This window comes from Nonomuraea salmonea, assembly GCF_042428605.1.
GTDB classification, from domain to species: Bacteria; Actinomycetota; Actinomycetes; order Streptosporangiales; family Streptosporangiaceae; genus Nonomuraea; species Nonomuraea salmonea.
Genome location: NZ_JBHMCF010000008.1, coordinates 488023 through 504590, shown reverse-complemented (window position 1 = coordinate 504590; position 16568 = coordinate 488023). Strand labels below are relative to the sequence as shown.

At 70.9% G+C, this 16568-nt stretch carries 16 protein-coding genes; 6 read left to right on the top strand and 10 right to left on the bottom strand.

Annotation, left to right across the window (positions count from 1 at the left end; translation table 11 throughout):
• Both ACFFR3_RS09950 and ACFFR3_RS09945 read right to left on the bottom strand, forming a co-directional pair.
• A partial coding sequence (locus ACFFR3_RS09950) for a glycine betaine ABC transporter substrate-binding protein (protein WP_379482983.1) occupies positions 1-288 on the bottom strand: 288 nt, incomplete at its 3' end.
• Between the two features lie 72 nt (positions 289-360).
• Entirely contained in the window at positions 361-489 is a 129-nt protein-coding gene (locus ACFFR3_RS09945) for a hypothetical protein (RefSeq protein WP_345408125.1), read from the bottom strand.
• A gap of 608 nt (positions 490-1097) precedes the next feature.
• Between ACFFR3_RS09945 and ACFFR3_RS09940 the strand changes: the two genes are divergently transcribed.
• Positions 1098-1601: a hypothetical protein gene (locus ACFFR3_RS09940; protein ID WP_345408123.1), complete on the top strand. Its 504-nt coding sequence runs from the start codon at positions 1098-1100 to the stop codon at positions 1599-1601.
• A gap of 393 nt (positions 1602-1994) precedes the next feature.
• Entirely contained in the window at positions 1995-4430 is a 2436-nt protein-coding gene (locus tag ACFFR3_RS09935; protein WP_345408121.1) for a PEP/pyruvate-binding domain-containing protein, read from the top strand.
• Between the two features lie 112 nt (positions 4431-4542).
• Here the strand turns inward: ACFFR3_RS09935 and ACFFR3_RS09930 are convergent, their stop codons facing one another.
• Both ACFFR3_RS09930 and ACFFR3_RS09925 read right to left on the bottom strand, forming a co-directional pair.
• On the bottom strand, positions 4543-5496 hold the full coding sequence (locus ACFFR3_RS09930; protein WP_345408119.1) for a sigma-70 family RNA polymerase sigma factor: 954 nt from the start codon (positions 5494-5496) through the stop codon (positions 4543-4545).
• Positions 5497-5515: 19 nt separating this feature from the next.
• The gene (locus tag ACFFR3_RS09925; RefSeq protein WP_345408117.1) at positions 5516-6700 is read right to left on the bottom strand and encodes an NAD(P)/FAD-dependent oxidoreductase; all 1185 of its coding nucleotides are present in this window, start codon (positions 6698-6700) and stop codon (positions 5516-5518) included.
• Between the two features lie 789 nt (positions 6701-7489).
• Between ACFFR3_RS09925 and ACFFR3_RS09920 the strand changes: the two genes are divergently transcribed.
• Positions 7490-7933, top strand: a complete 444-nt coding sequence (locus ACFFR3_RS09920; RefSeq protein ID WP_345408115.1) for a CBS domain-containing protein — start codon at positions 7490-7492, stop codon at positions 7931-7933.
• Positions 7930-9219, top strand: a complete 1290-nt coding sequence (locus ACFFR3_RS09915) for an ArsB/NhaD family transporter (protein ID WP_379482982.1) — start codon at positions 7930-7932, stop codon at positions 9217-9219. Before ACFFR3_RS09920 ends, ACFFR3_RS09915 begins: the two co-directional genes overlap by 4 nt.
• 79 nt (positions 9220-9298) lie before the next feature.
• Here ACFFR3_RS09915 and ACFFR3_RS09910 read toward each other — a convergent pair whose 3' ends face one another.
• The 3 genes from ACFFR3_RS09910 to ACFFR3_RS09900 form a co-directional block, all read right to left on the bottom strand.
• The gene (locus ACFFR3_RS09910) at positions 9299-10453 is read right to left on the bottom strand and encodes an FAD-dependent monooxygenase (RefSeq protein WP_345408113.1); all 1155 of its coding nucleotides are present in this window, start codon (positions 10451-10453) and stop codon (positions 9299-9301) included.
• Positions 10450-10947, bottom strand: coding sequence for a GbsR/MarR family transcriptional regulator (locus tag ACFFR3_RS09905; RefSeq protein WP_379482981.1), 498 nt, complete (start codon positions 10945-10947; stop codon positions 10450-10452). The genes ACFFR3_RS09910 and ACFFR3_RS09905 overlap by 4 nt, the downstream gene beginning before the upstream one ends.
• A 113-nt stretch (positions 10948-11060) precedes the next feature.
• Complete coding sequence (locus tag ACFFR3_RS09900; protein ID WP_345408109.1) at positions 11061-11270, bottom strand: hypothetical protein; 210 nt, start codon at positions 11268-11270, stop codon at positions 11061-11063.
• Here ACFFR3_RS09900 and ACFFR3_RS09895 point away from each other — a divergent pair.
• Together ACFFR3_RS09895 and ACFFR3_RS09890 are read left to right on the top strand one after the other, a co-directional pair.
• On the top strand, positions 11269-11907 hold the full coding sequence (locus ACFFR3_RS09895) for a TetR/AcrR family transcriptional regulator (RefSeq protein WP_345408107.1): 639 nt from the start codon (positions 11269-11271) through the stop codon (positions 11905-11907). The two genes, ACFFR3_RS09900 and ACFFR3_RS09895, sit on opposite strands and share 2 nt — an antisense overlap.
• A 36-nt stretch (positions 11908-11943) precedes the next feature.
• The gene (locus ACFFR3_RS09890; RefSeq protein ID WP_379482980.1) at positions 11944-13563 is read left to right on the top strand and encodes a CocE/NonD family hydrolase; all 1620 of its coding nucleotides are present in this window, start codon (positions 11944-11946) and stop codon (positions 13561-13563) included.
• Positions 13564-13655: 92 nt separating this feature from the next.
• On the opposite strand, the gene ACFFR3_RS09885 is transcribed toward ACFFR3_RS09890, so the two are convergent.
• The 3 genes from ACFFR3_RS09885 to ACFFR3_RS09875 are packed head-to-tail and all read right to left on the bottom strand — an operon-like array spanning position 13656 to position 16481.
• Positions 13656-14264: a TetR/AcrR family transcriptional regulator gene (locus tag ACFFR3_RS09885; protein ID WP_345408105.1), complete on the bottom strand. Its 609-nt coding sequence runs from the start codon at positions 14262-14264 to the stop codon at positions 13656-13658.
• 44 nt (positions 14265-14308) lie between these two features.
• Entirely contained in the window at positions 14309-15325 is a 1017-nt protein-coding gene (locus tag ACFFR3_RS09880; protein ID WP_379482979.1) for an NAD-dependent epimerase/dehydratase family protein, read from the bottom strand.
• A 10-nt stretch (positions 15326-15335) separates the two neighbouring features.
• A complete protein-coding gene (locus tag ACFFR3_RS09875; RefSeq protein ID WP_379482978.1) occupies positions 15336-16481 on the bottom strand; it encodes an FAD-dependent oxidoreductase in 1146 nt (381 codons plus the stop codon).
• Positions 16482-16568 lie beyond the last annotated feature (87 nt).

The window sequence follows — 16568 nt, the reverse complement described above, 5'->3', positions numbered from 1 at the left end:
CAGGTCGATCTCGCCGGACTCGAGGGCCTTGCGGTTGGGTACGGTGCCGCCGAGGTTGGTCTTGTCCTCGATCTCCGCGCCGTGCGCCCGGAGCAGGTGCACGGCGATCTTGCCGAGCATGATGTTCTCGGTGAAGTCCTTGGAGCCGACCACGAGCTTGGCGCCGGCCAGCTCGTCACCGGCGCTGCCCGTTTCGACGGTGCCGGAGCCGCCGCACGCGGCGGCCGACAGGGTCAGCGTCGTGGCGGCGAGAAGGGTGAGTGTCGTCCTGAGGGGACGGAAACGCATGTCAGAAACACCTCGTGTGGGGGTTGCGTGGGGGAACTGCTTGACGAAACGGGGGGATTTCCGGGGGCGGGGTCACATGCCGCGCGGCTTGAGCGCGTGCTCGGCCAGACCGCCGAGCCAGTCGATGAGGAACGCGATGCACGCGGTGAGCACGCCGCCGAGAGTGTCCCATCGAGAGACCACGTACTCGCCGGAACTCATGAAGTGATCACCCTCGCCTCCGCTTGCATGGATTCGCAAACGTATGCGACCTGTTGCGATGAGCGCAAAGCCAAGTGCAGCTAGCGCAACACGAGCGCAACGCTTTCGTTATGAACCGACAGGGGAGGAGCGAGAATGCGCCGGTGTCGTCGGCGGGCGCTACGCCGGGACATGGAGTCCTCGACGTACTCGCTGATCACGGCGATGAGCGTGCCGCCGGCGGGTTCGGTGTCGGCTGGATCGCCGAGTGGCTCGGCAGGGAGAAGAGTCAGGTGTCGCGGGCGCCGCGGCGCTCGAACTCGAGGGCATGGCGGAACGTGACCCGCTCACCCGCCGGTACCGGCTGGGCTGGCCGCTGTTCGCGCCGGCTGCGCCGCTCCATGGTGGTGTTCCTGCAGTCGGTGCCGTCCTCGCGGCCTTATCACCCCAACAGGTGGACAGGTTCGGATGTCGCTGGTGAGCGGGCGGCCTCATCGCATCACGGATTCGTTGCAGTATGCAACATTTTCTTGGCATATCGGAACATATCCGGATGAATGGTCATTCGGCGTGCCCCAGCCGCTGTGGGCGCGCGGCAGGAACGGCCGCGATGAGGAAGGGACACTGTCGTGTCGTGGAGGCTCCGCGCACTGTGGATCGCCGCGGTCGGCCTTGTCGTGGCCACCCTCGGCCTCACCTTCGCGCGCCTGCTCGAAATGCCCGTTGGGCTGGCCTTCGACACCACGCTTCGCGTACACCTGAACGACCGCCTGTACCCGCGTCTCACGTATGCGAGCGGGTTGGTGGAGGCGCTCGCCGTGATCGCGGCCACCGCGCTGGCCGTCGCGGAGCGGGGCATGAACCGGTTCTGCCCGACCGTCCTCGCCGCCGCGCTGGTGATTGCCGCATTCGTGTTGTGGCTCGTGGTGGTGCATCCCGTGAACGACGTGTTCGCCAGCTGGACGCCGCAATCCGTCCCCGAGGACTGGCGGCATTGGCGGCTGCGCTGGACGCAGGGGCAGGTCGGCGGCTCCGTGTTGCTGAGCAGTGCCCTGATCCTCTTGCTCGTCGCTCTGGCGGGCCCGCGGCGAAGCGCGGTCTCTTGCGGAGCAGGACAGCCATGCGGGACATGAGGCGGACGAAGCGCTCATCGTGAAACCCTTGCCCAACGCAACGAACAAGACGAGGTCATGGACGGTCGCCGCACTCCTGCCGACCCCACGGGCGCGACGGGCGACGGGGGCAGGCGCGAGGTTCTCGCGTAAGGAATTCCGGGCCGGCTGCGCACTGGCCTGCCCGACAGGTCCAGGGCCCGCTGGCATGCGGAAGCGACGACCTCGCCCGGCTGGGCGCGTTCGCCGCTGTGCCGGCTTGCGCTTGCCGACGGGTGCAGGAGGCACTCCAGATGCGGTGGCGCGGCGAACGCTCTGGTGTGCGGGCTTCGGCGGTGCTAGCGTCCGGGACGGAGCGCCGGGAAGCCTGGTCGGCATCGTTGCGAATGATGCCGCCCGTGGAGAGAAGGCACGATGAAACTGGTGCAGCTGCCTGACATCGATGGCTCCATGCTCGGCCTGGTGGGCGGTAAGGCCGCCGGGCTCGGGGAGCTGATCAGGGCGGGGGAGCGCGTTCCCGGCGGCTTCTGCCTGACCGTCGAGTCCCACCGGTCGGGGCAGCTGCCAGAACGAGAGCTGGTCGAGGCGTACGAGCGGCTCGGCGGCGGGCGGGTGGCGGTCCGCTCCAGCGCCACCACCGAGGACCTGCCGGACGCCAGCTTCGCCGGCCAGCACGACACCTACCTCAACGTCGAGGGGACGGCGGAACTGGTTGACGCGATCCGCCGCTGCTGGGACTCCCTGCTCACCGAGCGGGCCGTCGCCTACCGGGACGCCGCCGGCATCGACGAGGCGGCCATGGCCGTGGTGGTGCAGCGGATGATCGACCCGGTCGCGGCCGGGGTGCTGTTCACCGCCAACCCCATCACCGGCTGCCGCACGGAGTTGGTCATCGACGCTGCGCCGGGCCTGGGCACCGCCGTCGTCGACGGCACCGTCGTGCCCGACCACTACGTGCTCGGCCGGCGGACGCCGGCCGTACCGGAACCCGGGGGTTGTCTGAGCGCGGAGCAGCTGGGCGAACTGCGCGCGGCCGGGGAGCGGCTGCAGGAGCGTTTCGGCTCGCCGCAGGACGTCGAATGGGCGATCGACGCCGAGGGCGCGCTGTGGCTGCTGCAGTCCCGGCCGATCACCACCCTCTTCCCGCAGCCGCCCGACACCGGCGACACCCGGCTGTACCTGGAGCTCGGCCACCTCCAGGGCATGCTCCGCCCGTGCACTCCGATGGGCGTGTCGCTGCTCAAGACCGGCGGAAGTATGTGGTTCCAGGCAGCGGGCGCCAAGATCGACCGGCGTGACCCGTTGCCCCGATTGGTGTCGATCGGCGGCCGGCTCTACTTTGACGTGACCGATTTCCTGCGCAGCAGGACCATGCGCGAACGCATCGGAACCTCTCTGGAGGTCTACGGGCCGAGGGTGCAGGGCGCCGTGCTGCGCATGCTCGACGACCCGCGGTTCGCGCCGCGTCCCGGCCTGCCCATCCACCTCGGCAGCACGCTCAAGGGCGCCTCGCGGATGGTGCCGGCGGGGCTGGCCGGAGTAGTGTCGAGCCTGTCCAGCCCGGCTCTCGCGCGAGCCCGCGCCTACCGCGGCGTCGCGGAGATCAAGCGCATGATCGTTCCGCCGGGCGAATCCGCCACGGCCGCCGAACGGTTGCGCTGGGTCGCCGAAGACTCTCACAAGGCGGTCATGAGCATCGACATGCGCGGGATCCTGTGGCCGTTGACGGCAGGCATGATCGCCGGGACGATCCCCGCCGCGCTGCTCAAGGGCATCGCGACGGACGAAGAGCTCGACACCGTCCTCGGCGGCATGCCCCACAACGTGACCACGCAGATGGACCTCAAGCTCTGGGACCTGGCGGTGACAGCGCGCGAGCACCGCGACCTCTTCCTCGGCACCTCCCCGGAGGACCTCGCCGTCAGGTACTTCGCCGGCGAGCTTCCCGACATCGGGCTGGCCGGCTTCCTGGCCGCGTACGGCATGCGTGCGGCGGCCGAGATCGACGTCGGCGTACCGCGCTGGGACGAGGACCCAGCGCCGTTGTTCGCCACGATCGCCAACTACCTCCGCGTCGCTGATCCTGCACAGGCGCCTGATGTGCGGTTCAAAGCGGCAGCGGCCAAGGCGGAACGGATGATCGAGACGCTGGCACGGCGGGCACGGCACAGGCGCCCGCTCCGGGGCCGGCTGGCGGTGTTCTTCATGCGCCGCTCGCGGCAGCTCACCGGACTGCGGGAGCTCGCGAAGTTCGCCTGGCTGCCCGCGATCCAGGCATGCCGGCGACAGCTCCTCCTGGCCGGCGCGGACCTGGCCGACCGCGGCCGGCTTGAGCGCGCCGACGACATCATGTTCCTGACCCTGGACGAGGCGCGGGCCGCCGCCCACGATCAGACCGGCCGGCGGGAACTGGCCGCGATGCGGCGCGCGGAGCACGAGCGGGAACTGCGCCGGCGCATCGTCCCCGGCGCTTTGCTGTCCGACGGGACCGACGTGGAGATGCTCGCACCCGCCGGGCCGGCACAGGACGGCGTGCTGACCGGTATGTCCGGGGCCGCCGGGCAGGCGACCGGCAGGGCGCGGGTGATCCACGATCCGGCAGGCGCCCGCATCGAACCAGGGGAGATCCTGGTCGCACCCACCACGGATCCTGGGTGGACCCCGCTGTTCCTGACCGCGGCCGGCCTGGTGACCGAGACCGGTTCCCCCGTCGCGCACGGCCCCACAGTGGCCCGTGAGTACGGGATCCCCGCCGTCATCTGCGTCCGTGACGCGACGAATGAGATCAAGACCGGACAGCTGATCACCATCGACGGCACAACGGGGACAGTCCGTGTGGAACCCGAATAACGTCGGCGAGGTTGTGGTGCGGGACTTCAGCGTGCGGGAGATACCGAGCGCCGGTGGCGACCATGGCCGCGCGGCAGACACCTGAGCGTTGCGAAAGCCCATCGATGCCGTTTCACCACTGCGCGACGAGCGGTGTTCCCGGTGCATGCCGCCGCCACGTCTCGGCGAGGCGAGCCACCCGGGCGGGCGCGGCGATCCCTCGCACGGTTGCGATCCGGCCGTCGGCCAGGTCGAACGTCACGACGCCGGCGACCCGGTCGCTGACCACGAAGAGAACGGCGGGAGCCCCGTTGACGAGCGCGTAGTGGACCTCCGACGCGCCGCCGGCAAGACGCCGTTTGGCGGGTGTGGGCTTGAACCCGGCCCGTACGACCGCGGCGATGCGCCGCGCAGTGACGTAGCGCAGCAGTGTCCCGGCCAGGCCGGCTCCGTCGGAGACGGCGGTCGCGTCGGCGGTGAGGAGCGCCACCAGCCGTTCCGTCCGGCCGGAGAAGGCAGCGGCGAGGAACTCTTCGACGATCCTCCGGGCGGATGCCGGGTCGACCTCGCCGCTCCGGCGGCGCGCCGCGGTGACGCGGTTCCGGGCCCGGTGAAGGTGCTGCTGGCTTGCGGACTCGCTGATGCCGAGCATCTCGGCGACCTCGGCATGGCTGTAGGAGAACGCCTCACGCAGGAGGTAGACGGCCCGTTCGACGGGAGACAGGCGCTCCATGAGCGTCAGCATGGCGAGGGAGACCGACTCGCGCTGCTCGAAGGTGTCGGCCGGGCCGAGCATCGGGTCACCCTCGAGGAGGGGTTCGGGCAGCCAGGCGCCGGCGGTGCGCTCTCGGCGCACCTGCGCCGAGCGAAGCCGGTCGAGGCACAGATTGGTGACGATCTTGGTAAGCCAGGCCTCCGGCACCCTGATCCGCCGTCGGTCGGCGGCCTGCCAGTGCAGGAATGCGTCCTGCACGACGTCTTCGGCGTCGCCGGCGGAGCCCAGGAGCCGGTACGCCAGCGAGGCCAGCCGAGTGCGGCTGGCCTCGAACCGACCGGTGTCGAACCGGTCAGCGGCGGTGCTGTCCACGCGGATCACCCTAGACCGACTAGGCCGTCATCTTCCCGGCGGGTGCGGTGGGCGCGGTGACCAGCCGGCGTCTGCGCTTGGGCAGGCCGAAGGTCGGGTGCGCGTTGGCCCACAACGACATGCGGAGAATGCCCGCCTTGACCCGCGCGGCCGTCCACCCGCCCACGTACGCCGGCTTCGCGCGCCCCTCGTCGTCGACGGGCTGCAGGATCCCGTCGTGTCGTCCGAGGCTGATGTGGTTGTAGGAGTAGATCAGCTTTGTCCGCGGTACCTGGCCGCCGGTCAGGCGTGCCACGATCGCCTGGATCGCCTGCCCGCCGGTGTACCCGGCCGAGGCGCAGGACATCGGCAGCGGCCGGCCGTTGTCGCCGATGGCGTAAGCGGCGTCACCGACGGCGTAGACGTTCGGGTGCGAGAGCGAGCGCATGGTTCGGTCGACGACGATCCGGCCGTCGCCGGTGACCTGCAGCCCGCCGGCGGCGGCGACGGGGCCGACGGTGAACCCGGCCGTCCACACGGTGGCGTCGGAGGCCAGGACGGCGCCGCCCGCGCACCGTACGCGCGCCGCCTCGACCGCCTCCACCCTGGTGTGCTCCAGGACGGTGACGCCGAGCCGGTCGAAGGCCCGGCGCAGGTGGGCGCGGGCTCCGCCGGAGAGCCGGGCGCCCAGTTCGCCGCCGGCGACGAGCGTCACCGCCAGGCTTGGGCGGGCTTCGGCGATCTCGGTGGCGGTCTCGATGCCGGTCAGACCGTCGCCGACGACCAGCACGCGTCCGCCCTGCCGCTCCAGGTCGTCCAGGCGTTCGCGCAGGCGCAGCGCCGAGGGCCGGGAGGCGACGTCGAAGGCGTACTCGGCCGCGCCCGGCACCCCTGCGACGTCACCGTGGCTGCCCAGCGCGTACACCAGCGTGTCGTAGCCGATCCGGCCACCACCCTGGGTGTCGACAACCTGGCGCTCGGGGTCGACGGCCATCACCCTGGCCACCCGCAGCCGTATCCCCGTGCCCGCGAAGACGGTGTCGAGCCTCTGGGGCTCAACAGCCCGCCCGGCCGCCACCTGGTGCAGCCGCAGCCGCTCGACGAAGTCTGGCACGGCGTTGACCACGGTGATCTCGACGTCCGCCCGGGACAGCCGGCGGGCCAGGTTCCCAGCCACATAGACCCCGGCATAGCCGGCACCGGGGACGACGATGCGGTGCTTCATGTGCTGCTCCTCTCGTGTCGATAGCTCCGCTGTGTTGAGCGGAACAGCCGCGCGATTGCTGACAGGAACGCCGTGTGGCAGAGGTCACAGCATGCCCGGGGGCGTCGCGGGGTGCCACACAACGGGCGACCGGCGGCTCGCGCGCAGAGCAGGAGCGCTGGGCGCGGCCGTAGCCCTGGCGGCCCAACCTGGACCGCAGATCAGCGGCCTCGTGCTGGCGTCCCCCGCCGGACTGAGCCGAGCCCGTCTCACCCCTGCTCTGCTCGGCGTCACTCTGCCCTTGGCTGACGGCCGCCACCGCCGAACGCAGTCAAGCCCTGCTGCGCTACATGAGCGGCCGGACGCGTGCGGACCACCTGCTGGTGGAATGGATGACCCTCGTGGCCCGGCACAGCCGGATCAGCCTGGCGCCCTCGCCGCTGCCCGGACCGTCGTCCGCCGCTGGGCGGGCACCCCGGTGGTAGTGGCCACCGGAACCGAGGATCGCTTCTACCCGCCGTCCCGCATCGCCAGGCCAGCCGGGCTCTGCTGGGTACCGATGTCGTCGCCGTGCCGGGCCTGGGGTATCTCGGCCCGCATGAGGACCCCGCCCTGCTACCCGCCCTCCTCAGCCGCCTGCGGTCATAGCCCGGCACGTCCGCGTGCGGGCACGGCGATCGCGCGACCCGGTGACGGCCGGTTCGGCACAGGGGGTGCCCACGGGCCGCTGATCGTTGGTAAGTTGATCGCAGGTGTGCCGGGAAGCCTGGTCGGCGAGGTCATGTCGTCGACGTCGAAAGAGGCTTGCGCATGCGTGCCCGCCTTCTGGCTGCCGATTTTCCCACCGTCACTCTGGACACCTCCGTCGCCGAGGCCGCCCGGCTGCTGGCCGAGCAGGATCTGCCGGGCCTCATCGTGGTCGATGAGCAAGGGCTGCCCTTGAGCGTTCTGTCGGGCACGCAGGTGTTGTGGCTGGCCGTGCCGGGCTACTGCCGTGATGATCCCGCGCTGGCGCGGGTCGTGGACGAGCCGCACGCCGACCAGTTCTTGCGGTCGCTGGCCGGGCGGACCGTGCGCGAGGCGTTGCCGAGGGAGTCCCGCGAGTTGCCGGTCACCGATCCCGATGCCACTGTGCTGGAGCTGGCGGCCTTGATGGCCCGCACGCGCAGTCCGCTCGTGGCGGTCGTCGAGGGTGGGCGGCTGATCGGGGCGGTCACCTTGCAGGCGCTGATGGACTGGGCGGTGTCCGCATGACGGTCACCGCGTGGCTGGCGGTGGTCGTCTTCCTGGGGGCGTACGCGCTGATCGCCACCGAGAAGATCCACCGTGTCGCGGCGGCGCTCGGGGGAGCGGGGATCATGCTGTTGATCCACGCCACCGACGCCGGGGCGGCGTTCTTCGACGAGCACACCGGCATCGACTGGAACGTCGTCTTCCTGCTGCTCGGCATGATGGTCATCGTCGGGGTGCTGAAACAGACCGGGATCTTCGAATACCTGGCCATCTGGGCCGCCAAGCGTGCCAAGGGGTATCCGTACCGGCTGATGGTGCTGCTGGTGGTCATCACCGCCGTCGCCTCCGCCCTGCTGGACAACGTGACCACCGTGCTGCTGATCGCGCCGGTGACGTTCCTGGTGTGCGAGCGGCTGGCGCTGCCGGCGGCGCCGTTCCTGATCGCCGAGGCGATGGCCTCCAACATCGGTGGTGCCGCGACGCTGGTCGGCGACCCGCCGAACATCATCATCGCCAGCCGTGCCGGGCTGAGCTTCAACGATTTCCTCGTTCACATGGCGCCGCTGGTCGTCGTCCTGATGATCGTTTTCATCGGGTTGTGCCGGGTCCTGTTCCGCAAGTACTTCCGCTACGACCCCGAGCGGGCGGCCGAGATCATGGCCCTGAACGAGCGGGAGGCGATCACCGACCGGCGGCTGCTGTGGCAGTCGCTCGTCGTGCTGGCCCTGGTCATGGTCGCGTTCGTGCTGCACCCGGTGTTGCACTATGAGCCGTCCGTGGTGGCGATCCTGGGCGCGGGCATCCTGGTGGCCGCCACCAAGGTCACCACCCAGGACGCGATCGCCGAGGTGGAGTGGCCGACCCTGGTGTTCTTCGCCGGGCTGTTCGTGATGGTCGGCGCGCTGGTGGAGACCGGCGTGATCGGCCAGATCTCGCAGGTCGCGGCCGAGGCGACGCAGGGGCAGCTCGGGCTGACCGCCATGGGCCTGTTGTGGGCCTCGGCCGGGCTTTCGGCGATCGTGGACAACATTCCCTACGTCGCCACCATGAGCCCGATCGTCGCCGAACTGGTCCAGGCGGCCGGCGGTAACGGTCCGGCCCAGGTGCTGTGGTGGGCGCTGGCGTTCGGCGCCGATCTCGGCGGCAACGCCACCGCCGTCGGCGCGGCCGCCAACGTGGTCATCCTCGGCATCGCCGCCCGTAACGGCACTCCGATCAGTTTCTGGCAGTTCACCAGGTACGGCCTGGTCGTCACGGCGGTCACCATCGCGCTGTGCGTGCCGTACCTGTGGCTGCGCTACCTGTGAGTCACGGCGGCCGAGGTCCGGCACGCCGCGCGGAGCCGCGAGGGGTTACGCCCCAGGGGTGCCGGCCCCGGGCTCCGGCTCATGGGTGCGTGGTGGGCGAGGGCAGATGCGGCGGCCGCCACCGCCAGGTGGCGTTGCCGTCGGCGGCGATGCCCTTGCGCCACAACGACGCGGGCATCAGCCGGATCATGGTCACCATCGCCCGGTAGGCGGCAGCCGAGGTGGTGCGCCGCCCGTCGGCGCGAGCGCCGCGAGCGGTGGCCTGGGTGCGGGGGCGGCGTTCGGCGTCGTAGCGGCGCAGCGCGGCCTCGATCGCGGGTTCGCCGGCGAGGGCGGCGGCGAGCACGACGGCGTCTTCGAGGGACTGCCCGGCACCCTGGCCTCGATCGGGGCTCATCGCGTGCGCGGCATCGCCGAGCAGCGCCACCCGGCCGCGGACGTAGGTGGGCAGCGGGGCCAGGTCGCGGATGTCGATATGGATCACCGCCTCGTCCGGGGTGGCCTCGATCAGCGCCGGGATCGGCTCGTGCCAGGTGGCGAGGCGGCGGGCCGCTTCGGTCTTCTCCTCCTCGTAGCGGATGCCCGGTCGGCCGGCGGTGGTGACGTAGGCCCAATACGCGCGGCCGCGGCTGATCGGATGGATGAGGACGTAGCCGCCGGGGCCGAGCGTGATGCTGCCCGGCAGGTCGGCCATCTCGGCGATGCCCAGCCAGGCGGTCCGGCCCAGGAAACGCGGCGGCGGCGCGTCCGTCCACAGCAGCCGGCGCACCGTGCTGTGGACGCCGTCGGCGGCGACGACCAGCTCGCCGCCGAGCTCGACGCCGCCGTAGGTCACTGTGACACCGCTGTCTTCCTGCCGGACCGCGGTGACCTCCGCCCCGGTGCGCACCCAGCCGTCCGGCAGCGCATCGAGCAGCACCTGGTGCAGGTCGGCACGGTGGAAGGCGAGCATGGCGGCCGCATCGTCCGGCCGGGCGCGCTGCAGGTAGCGGCCATCGGGCAGGCGCAGGTTGCCGGCCGCGTGGGTGGGTGCGCCGACGGCTCGGGCCTGGGCGCCGACGCCGAGCTCGTCCAGCGCGCGCATGGCGTTCGGGGCCTGGGACATGCCGGCGCCGATCTCGCGCAGCTCGGCTGCTCGCTCCAGCACGACGGCGTGCCACCCGATCCGGTGCATGGCCAGGGCGGCGGCCAGCCCGCCGATGCCGCCGCCGATCACGATCGCGTGTCTGCTCACGAGGTCACCTCATCGTCAAGATCGTTGGCAGGGTCGTCGTTGGCCGGATCGGGGCGCAAGGGTGGCGCGTTGTCGAAGATCGTGGCCATCCATTCGAAGGTGGCGTGCGCCTGGCGGATGCGCGCGGCCCGCGAATCGCCGGGGCCGACCAGGTCAAGGCCGTCACGGGTGATGTCGAGGAAGGAGGTGATGCCGGCGATCTGCCTGCGGACCACCACCGCCCAGGCGTCGTCGGCCATCCGGTAGAAGACGGTCCGCTCGCCTGGCCGGGTGCGCCAGGTGAGGAACCCCATGCTGGTCAGCAGCCGCAGATTGGAGGTGAGCGAGGCGCGGCTGGCACCGATGGCCTGGCTGATGTCCGCGGCGGACTGCTCCGGCGGATCGCACACCATCAGCCAGCCCAGCACCCGCCCGGCGATCGGCGGCACTCCGTCACGCGCCAAGTACATGGCTACCCGCTCCACCCATTCCAGCAGCGGATCCTGTTGCGTCATGCCGGTGTCATCCTCTCTTCCAGTTATTTCAGCATAAGCTAAAATAGCTGTACCACGCGAGAGGGGGCCGGGATGGTGACGGGAATGCCTGGCTCGCCGCGGAGGGCCGCGTGTCAGCCGATGATCACCTTCTCCTCCGGCAGTTCGTAGCGGCGGGTGCGCTGTTTCAGGGTGAGCGCCGAGCCCAGGGTGAGCAGCGCGGCGCGCGAGCAGTACAGGCCGGCCAGTGGGCTGCGCGACCGTGACCCGCTGCGACCCGCCTGATCACGACTGACGGCGCCGGCTTCCGTTTCTGCTGACCATATGGTTAGCATCCTGTCCATGCGATCAGCTGAGGATGATTTGACGGCGCGAGCCCGGATCAGGAACGCCGCGCTGGAGTTGTTCGGCGCCGAAGGGGTCGGCCGGGTGAGTCTTCGTGCGGTGGCCCAGCGGGCCGGCGTCTCGCACGCCCTGGTCCTGCATCACTTCGGCACCAAGGAAGGCCTGCGCCAGGCGTGTGACGACTACGTGATCTCGCTGGTGCGCGATGCTCCGGACGCCGACCTGGGCGACACGGCAGGACTGGCCGCCATGCTGGAGGCGGGCACAGCGGTACGCCGCTATTTGGGACGAGCGTTCCTGGACGGCACCCCGGAGGCGGCGGCGCTGTTCGACGAGCTCGTGGCCTCCACCGGTCAATGGCTGGAGCAGGGCGTGAGCGAGGGCTGGGTGCAGCCCAGCGACGACCCGCCCGCGCGGGCCGCGATGTACGTCACCTGGCTACTGGCACCGCTGGCGTTCGGCGAACATCTGGCGCGCTCACTGCGCGTGACGGACGTGCACGACATGCGGACCATGCTGCGCGTCTCCCGCGCCGGCATCGAGATCTTCACCCGCGGCGTGTTCGCCGACGACCGCGCCCTGGACGCATGGGACGCCACGCGTGACGAACGAGGGCCACAACGCGGCTCGCGGTGAGCGCCGCGCCTCCTGTCGAGAAAGGAAACATCCGTCATGAGCATCGCCGCCAGGGTGCTGGCCAAGAGGGCGAAACTGGCCCCGGCCGAAACCGAGAACGTGACCATCGACAAGGACCTGCCTGTCCCGATGCCGGACGGCGTCGTGCTGCTGGCCGACCACTACGCCCCCCAAGGACTCGGCGACCGGCCGACCGTGCTGATCCGCTCGGTCTACACCGACAGGACCAAAGGCGGCATGGTCAGCCGCCTGGTCGCCGAACGCGGCTTCCACGTCGTGGTCGTCAGCGGCCGGGGGACCTGCGGATCCGGAGGGACGCTCACCCCCTTCGTCTCCGAGCGCGACGACGGCCTGGCCGTCCTGGAGTGGCTACGGAAACAGCCGTGGTTCACCGGCGAACTGGGCACCCTGGGACAGAGCTACAACGGCTTCACGCAATGGGCGATCGCCGCCGGCGCCGGGCCCGAACTGCGAGCCATGAGCACCTCGCTGATCGGTTCCAACGTCTACGACCTGGTCTACCCGGGCGGGGCACTCGCTCTTGAGCTCTTCCTCGGCTGGATCAGCATGGTCGCCAATCAGGAGAAGCCGCTACCCGTCTACCTGTCCACCGTGGCGGCAGGCGGCAAGAAGCGGGCGCGAGCCGCTCGCCTCCTCCCGCTCGCCGAGGCCGACACCATCGCCGCCGGCACCGTGGCACCGTACTGGCGGGACTGGCTCGCACACCCCGACGCCGGCGACCCGTGGTGGTCGCCCGGCGACCACAGCCAGGCGGTCCCGGCGGTGTCCGCCCCCAACCACCTGGTCAGCGGCTGGGACGACATCGCGCTGCCCGGCCTGGTCCACGACTACCAGGCGCTGCGCAAGGCGGGGCGCGAGCCGTACCTCACCATCGGGCCATGGCGGCATTGGGACGCCGAGCTGTCGATGACGGCCCTGCGGGAGAGCCTCGTCTGGCTGCGCGCCCACCTGCTGAAAGACCGCAACGGGCTGCGCACGGCGCCGGTGCGCATCTACGTCAGGGGCGCCGAGGAGTGGCGCGACCTGCCGGCCTACCCGCCCGCCGAGGTACGACCGCAGCGCTTCTACCTGCACCCGAACGGCGGTCTGGGAGGTGAACTGCCTGCTGAGTCCACGCCTGACCGCTACCGTTTCGACCCCGCCGACCCGACCCCGGCGGTGACCCGGATGTCCCGCATGATCGGCATCTCGCGCAGGACCGGGGAGAGCGTGCTGGCCGGACGTGCCGACGTCCTGACCTACACCGGCGAGCCGTTGCCGGCCGATCGCGAGGTCATCGGCGTCCCGGCCGCCGAGCTGCACGTGACCTCCAGCCTGGCGCACACCGACTTCTACGTGCGCGTCAGCGACGTGGCGCCCTCGGGCGCGATCACGCACGTCTCCGACGCGCTGCGCCGGTGCGCCGCCGACCGGCCGATCGCCGGGATGGTCGAGATCGAGCTGGCGCCGGTGGCCCACCGGTTCAAGCGCGGCCACCGTATCCGGGTGCAGGTCGCCAGCGCCGCATATCCGCGCTGGGACCGTAACCTCGGCAACGGTGAGCCGCCCGCCACCGCGAGCGCGATGCGCGCAGCCGACCAGCAGGTTCATCACGACCCCTGCCGGCCCTCCGCGCTCATCCTGCCGGTCTGCTGACGGGAAAGGCGCCATCGTGTCGCGCCATCGCGGCAGCGGCCGGTGTCGCGCCACCGGCCGCTGCCGCGAGCGTGCGCCCCCTGTGCGCCTCGTTACCGCTGCGGGCGGGTGAGGCCGGTGGCGACGATGTCGATGAGCCTGTCCAGGATCTTCGGGTACAGGTCCGGACGGGCCAGCCGGTCGCGGTGCAGTGGCATCATGAGGACGGCCTGCAGGACGCCGATGATCACCTCTGGGTCGTCGCCGGCGAGGTCGTCGCTGTGCTCGGTGAGGTAGGCCGCCAGCGCGGTGACCGGGTTGTCCGGTGCGGAGGTCACCCGTTCCTGGTCGAGCTTCCTGACCACCGCCTCCATCTCCTCGGGGTGCGTCATCAGCCTGCCGTAGAGGGGGTTGCCGTCCAGTTCGGCCAGCGTGGCGTGCAGGAAGGCGCGCAGCCCGGCGCGGGTGTCGCTCTCCTCGCGCAGCGCTCCGTCGACGACCCTGCTCTTGACCTCGGCCATCTGGGTGAGCATCAGTTCAAGGTAGAGCGCCTCCTTGGAGTCGAAGAAGACGTAGAAGGTGCTCTTGGCGATGCCGGTCCCGGAGACCAGGTCTTCCAGGGAGGTCTTGCGCAGGCCCTGCGTGGTGAACAGCTTCAGGCCGTTGTCCAGGAGCAGCCGCGTGATGCGCGCCTTTTCCGTGGCCGAGAAGGCGGGAGGCATGAGGTGCACTTTCCGATGGGTCCGAACAGATCAATCGCATGTTTTCACGTGGAGCGGCGAGATCGGACCAGGTCCAGGACGCGCTGCTCCTGGGCCGGGTCGAACCACTGGGCCGGGGACGGGGTGTCAGGGCGGGGTACGGGATCACCTTCGCGCCGCAGCCAGGCCCAGGTGTCGGCCAGGGTCTCGCGCAGGGGCCGGACGGTGAGCCCGGCCGCCAGGGCGGCGCGGACGTCGGCGTCGTGCAGGCCCGTCGGGTGGGGGCTGCCGGGGTAGCGCAGCCCGAACTCCATGCCGAGCGGGAAGTTCTCCCGCTCCAGCAGCTCCGGGGACGCCCACACCAGCTCGGAGTCTGAGCCGATCACCTGCGCGGCCGTGGTGAGCAGGTCACCGATCGTGGTGTGCCCGGCCGGTCCGGCGACGTTGAACACCCCGCCGGTGCCGCGTTCGGCCGCCGCCAGCATCCAGGCCGCCAGGTCGATCGCGTCGATGTACTGCAGGGCCGCGTCGGCCGGTCCCGGGGCGAGCACGGGGCCGCCCCTTTCGAGCCGCCGCAGCCACCAGGGAATCCGCCCGACGTCCTCGTACGGGCCGAGGATCATGCCCGCCCTGGCCAGCAGCGCACGCTTCCCGAACGCCTCCAGCACGGCCAGCTCGCCGCCACGCTTGGCCGCGGCGTAGTCGGTGCCGTCCTGCATGCCGGGATCACCGGCCACGAGCGGCGCGCTCTCGTCGGCTCCGGCCGGCCAGGGCCTCGCGTAGACGGCGCGGCTGGAGACGTAACCGTAGTGCCCCGTCCGTCCGGCCAGCAGCCGGGCGCTGTCCCGGACCACGCTCGGTGCCCACGCCCAGGTGTCGATCACCGCGTCCCAGGAACGCTCGCCGAGCGCCTGTCGTACCGCGTCGGGGTCGGTGCGATCGGCGACCAGCGCTTCCACCCCTGGTGCGGGCGGGCGGGACAGCCCGCGATTGAGCGTGGTGACCGTGTCGCCGCGCCGCAGAGCGACCTCCACCACCGCGCGGCCGACGTGGTGGGTGCCGCCCATGACCAGTACACGCATTGCCGTCCCCTCAACCCGCCAGCTGGAAGCCGCGCTCGATGAGCCTGCGCACCGGCCCCCACGACGACAGCCGCAGGGGAAGCTGGGTCAGCTCCAGCACCAGCGGGTTGCGCGGGGCGTACACTTCCTTGACCCGGCGGCCGAGTTTCTGCTTCTTCTCCGCTTCCGGCCGTAGCTCGGCCTCCCAGTTCGCCAGCGCGGCCGGGACGTCGTGGCCGTGGCGTTCCAGGGCGGCGCCGAACTGGTCGGCGCCGCCGACTGCGAGTGAGGAGCCGTAGCCGGCGAACAGCGTCACGCACCACGCGGCGTCGCCGAGCAGCACGATCCTGCCTGTGCTCCACCGGTCGACCACGATCTGGCTGATGCTGTCGAAGTAGACCGAATCAGCCGTCTTCAGCCCTTCCAGGGCGTGGGGGACCAGCCACCCCATGTCGCCGTAGAGCTCGTGCAACTCCTCCAGCGACGCCCCTGCCCGGCCGCCGTCGGTGCGGTAGCCGAAGAAGGCGGCGGTACGGCCGTCGCCGACGCTCATCATCGCGAACGTGCGTCCGCCCGCGCTGATCGAGCCGGTCGTCTGGGCGGGCAGGTCGGCCGGCGGCTCCTTCAGTATGTAGACCGCGACCCGGTGTTCCAGGTCGAGCCGGTAGTCCTCTTCCGGGCCGAACGCCAGCGCGCGCGTCGCCGAGTGCAGCCCGTCGGCGCCGATCAGCAGGTCGGCGTGCTCGGTGCTCCCGTCGCTGAGCGTGACGTGCACCGCGTCGGCGTCCTGCTCGACGGCGGTGATCGTGGTGCCGAACCGGATCGTCGTGTGATCGGCGACGGCCTCGTACAGCACGGCCTCGATGTCGCCGCGCAGGATGGTGAACGACCTTTTGCCCATGGTGGCGGCGATCGTCGCGGCGTCGAGGGAGAAGCGGCGTGCCCCGTCGGGCTTGCGGTAGACCAGCTCGCGCGTCACGAACGCGCGCCGCCGCAACTCCGGCAGGACGCCCATCCGCTCGGCCCCGTCATAGCCGATGCCACCGAACGTCACTCCGTAGCCGCCACCACGACGCTGCGGCGCGCGCTCGATCACCAGCGTCTCCCAGCCCGCTTGATGCAGCCGCAGCGCCGCCGCCAGCCCGGCGATCCCCGCCCCGATGATGATGGCCCGCATGTCCCAGCTCCCCTTGTGTCTATAAAAACAAACCGGGAATATGTTCTCACGGTTTCTCGCGCACGTCGAGACCCGCTGGTCCCGGCC

Excerpts from the sequence above, each read along its gene's own strand:
- ACFFR3_RS09925 (WP_345408117.1), bottom strand. The coding sequence starts at position 6,700 with ATGAAGCACCGCATCGTCGTCCCCGGTGCCGGCTATGCCGGGGTCTAT.
- ACFFR3_RS09875 (WP_379482978.1), bottom strand. The coding sequence starts at position 16,481 with ATGCGGGCCATCATCATCGGGGCGGGGATCGCCGGGCTGGCGGCGGCG.
- ACFFR3_RS09915 (WP_379482982.1), top strand. The coding sequence starts at position 7,930 with ATGACGGTCACCGCGTGGCTGGCGGTGGTCGTCTTCCTGGGGGCGTAC.
- ACFFR3_RS09885 (WP_345408105.1), bottom strand. The coding sequence starts at position 14,264 with ATGCCTCCCGCCTTCTCGGCCACGGAAAAGGCGCGCATCACGCGGCTG.
- ACFFR3_RS09880 (WP_379482979.1), bottom strand. The coding sequence starts at position 15,325 with ATGCGTGTACTGGTCATGGGCGGCACCCACCACGTCGGCCGCGCGGTG.
- ACFFR3_RS09920 (WP_345408115.1), top strand. The coding sequence starts at position 7,490 with ATGCGTGCCCGCCTTCTGGCTGCCGATTTTCCCACCGTCACTCTGGAC.
- ACFFR3_RS09890 (WP_379482980.1), top strand. The coding sequence starts at position 11,944 with ATGAGCATCGCCGCCAGGGTGCTGGCCAAGAGGGCGAAACTGGCCCCG.
- ACFFR3_RS09895 (WP_345408107.1), top strand. The coding sequence starts at position 11,269 with ATGCGATCAGCTGAGGATGATTTGACGGCGCGAGCCCGGATCAGGAAC.
- ACFFR3_RS09945 (WP_345408125.1), bottom strand. The coding sequence starts at position 489 with ATGAGTTCCGGCGAGTACGTGGTCTCTCGATGGGACACTCTCGGCGGC.
- ACFFR3_RS09905 (WP_379482981.1), bottom strand. The coding sequence starts at position 10,947 with ATGACGCAACAGGATCCGCTGCTGGAATGGGTGGAGCGGGTAGCCATG.
- ACFFR3_RS09935 (WP_345408121.1), top strand. The coding sequence starts at position 1,995 with ATGAAACTGGTGCAGCTGCCTGACATCGATGGCTCCATGCTCGGCCTG.
- ACFFR3_RS09900 (WP_345408109.1), bottom strand. The coding sequence starts at position 11,270 with ATGGACAGGATGCTAACCATATGGTCAGCAGAAACGGAAGCCGGCGCC.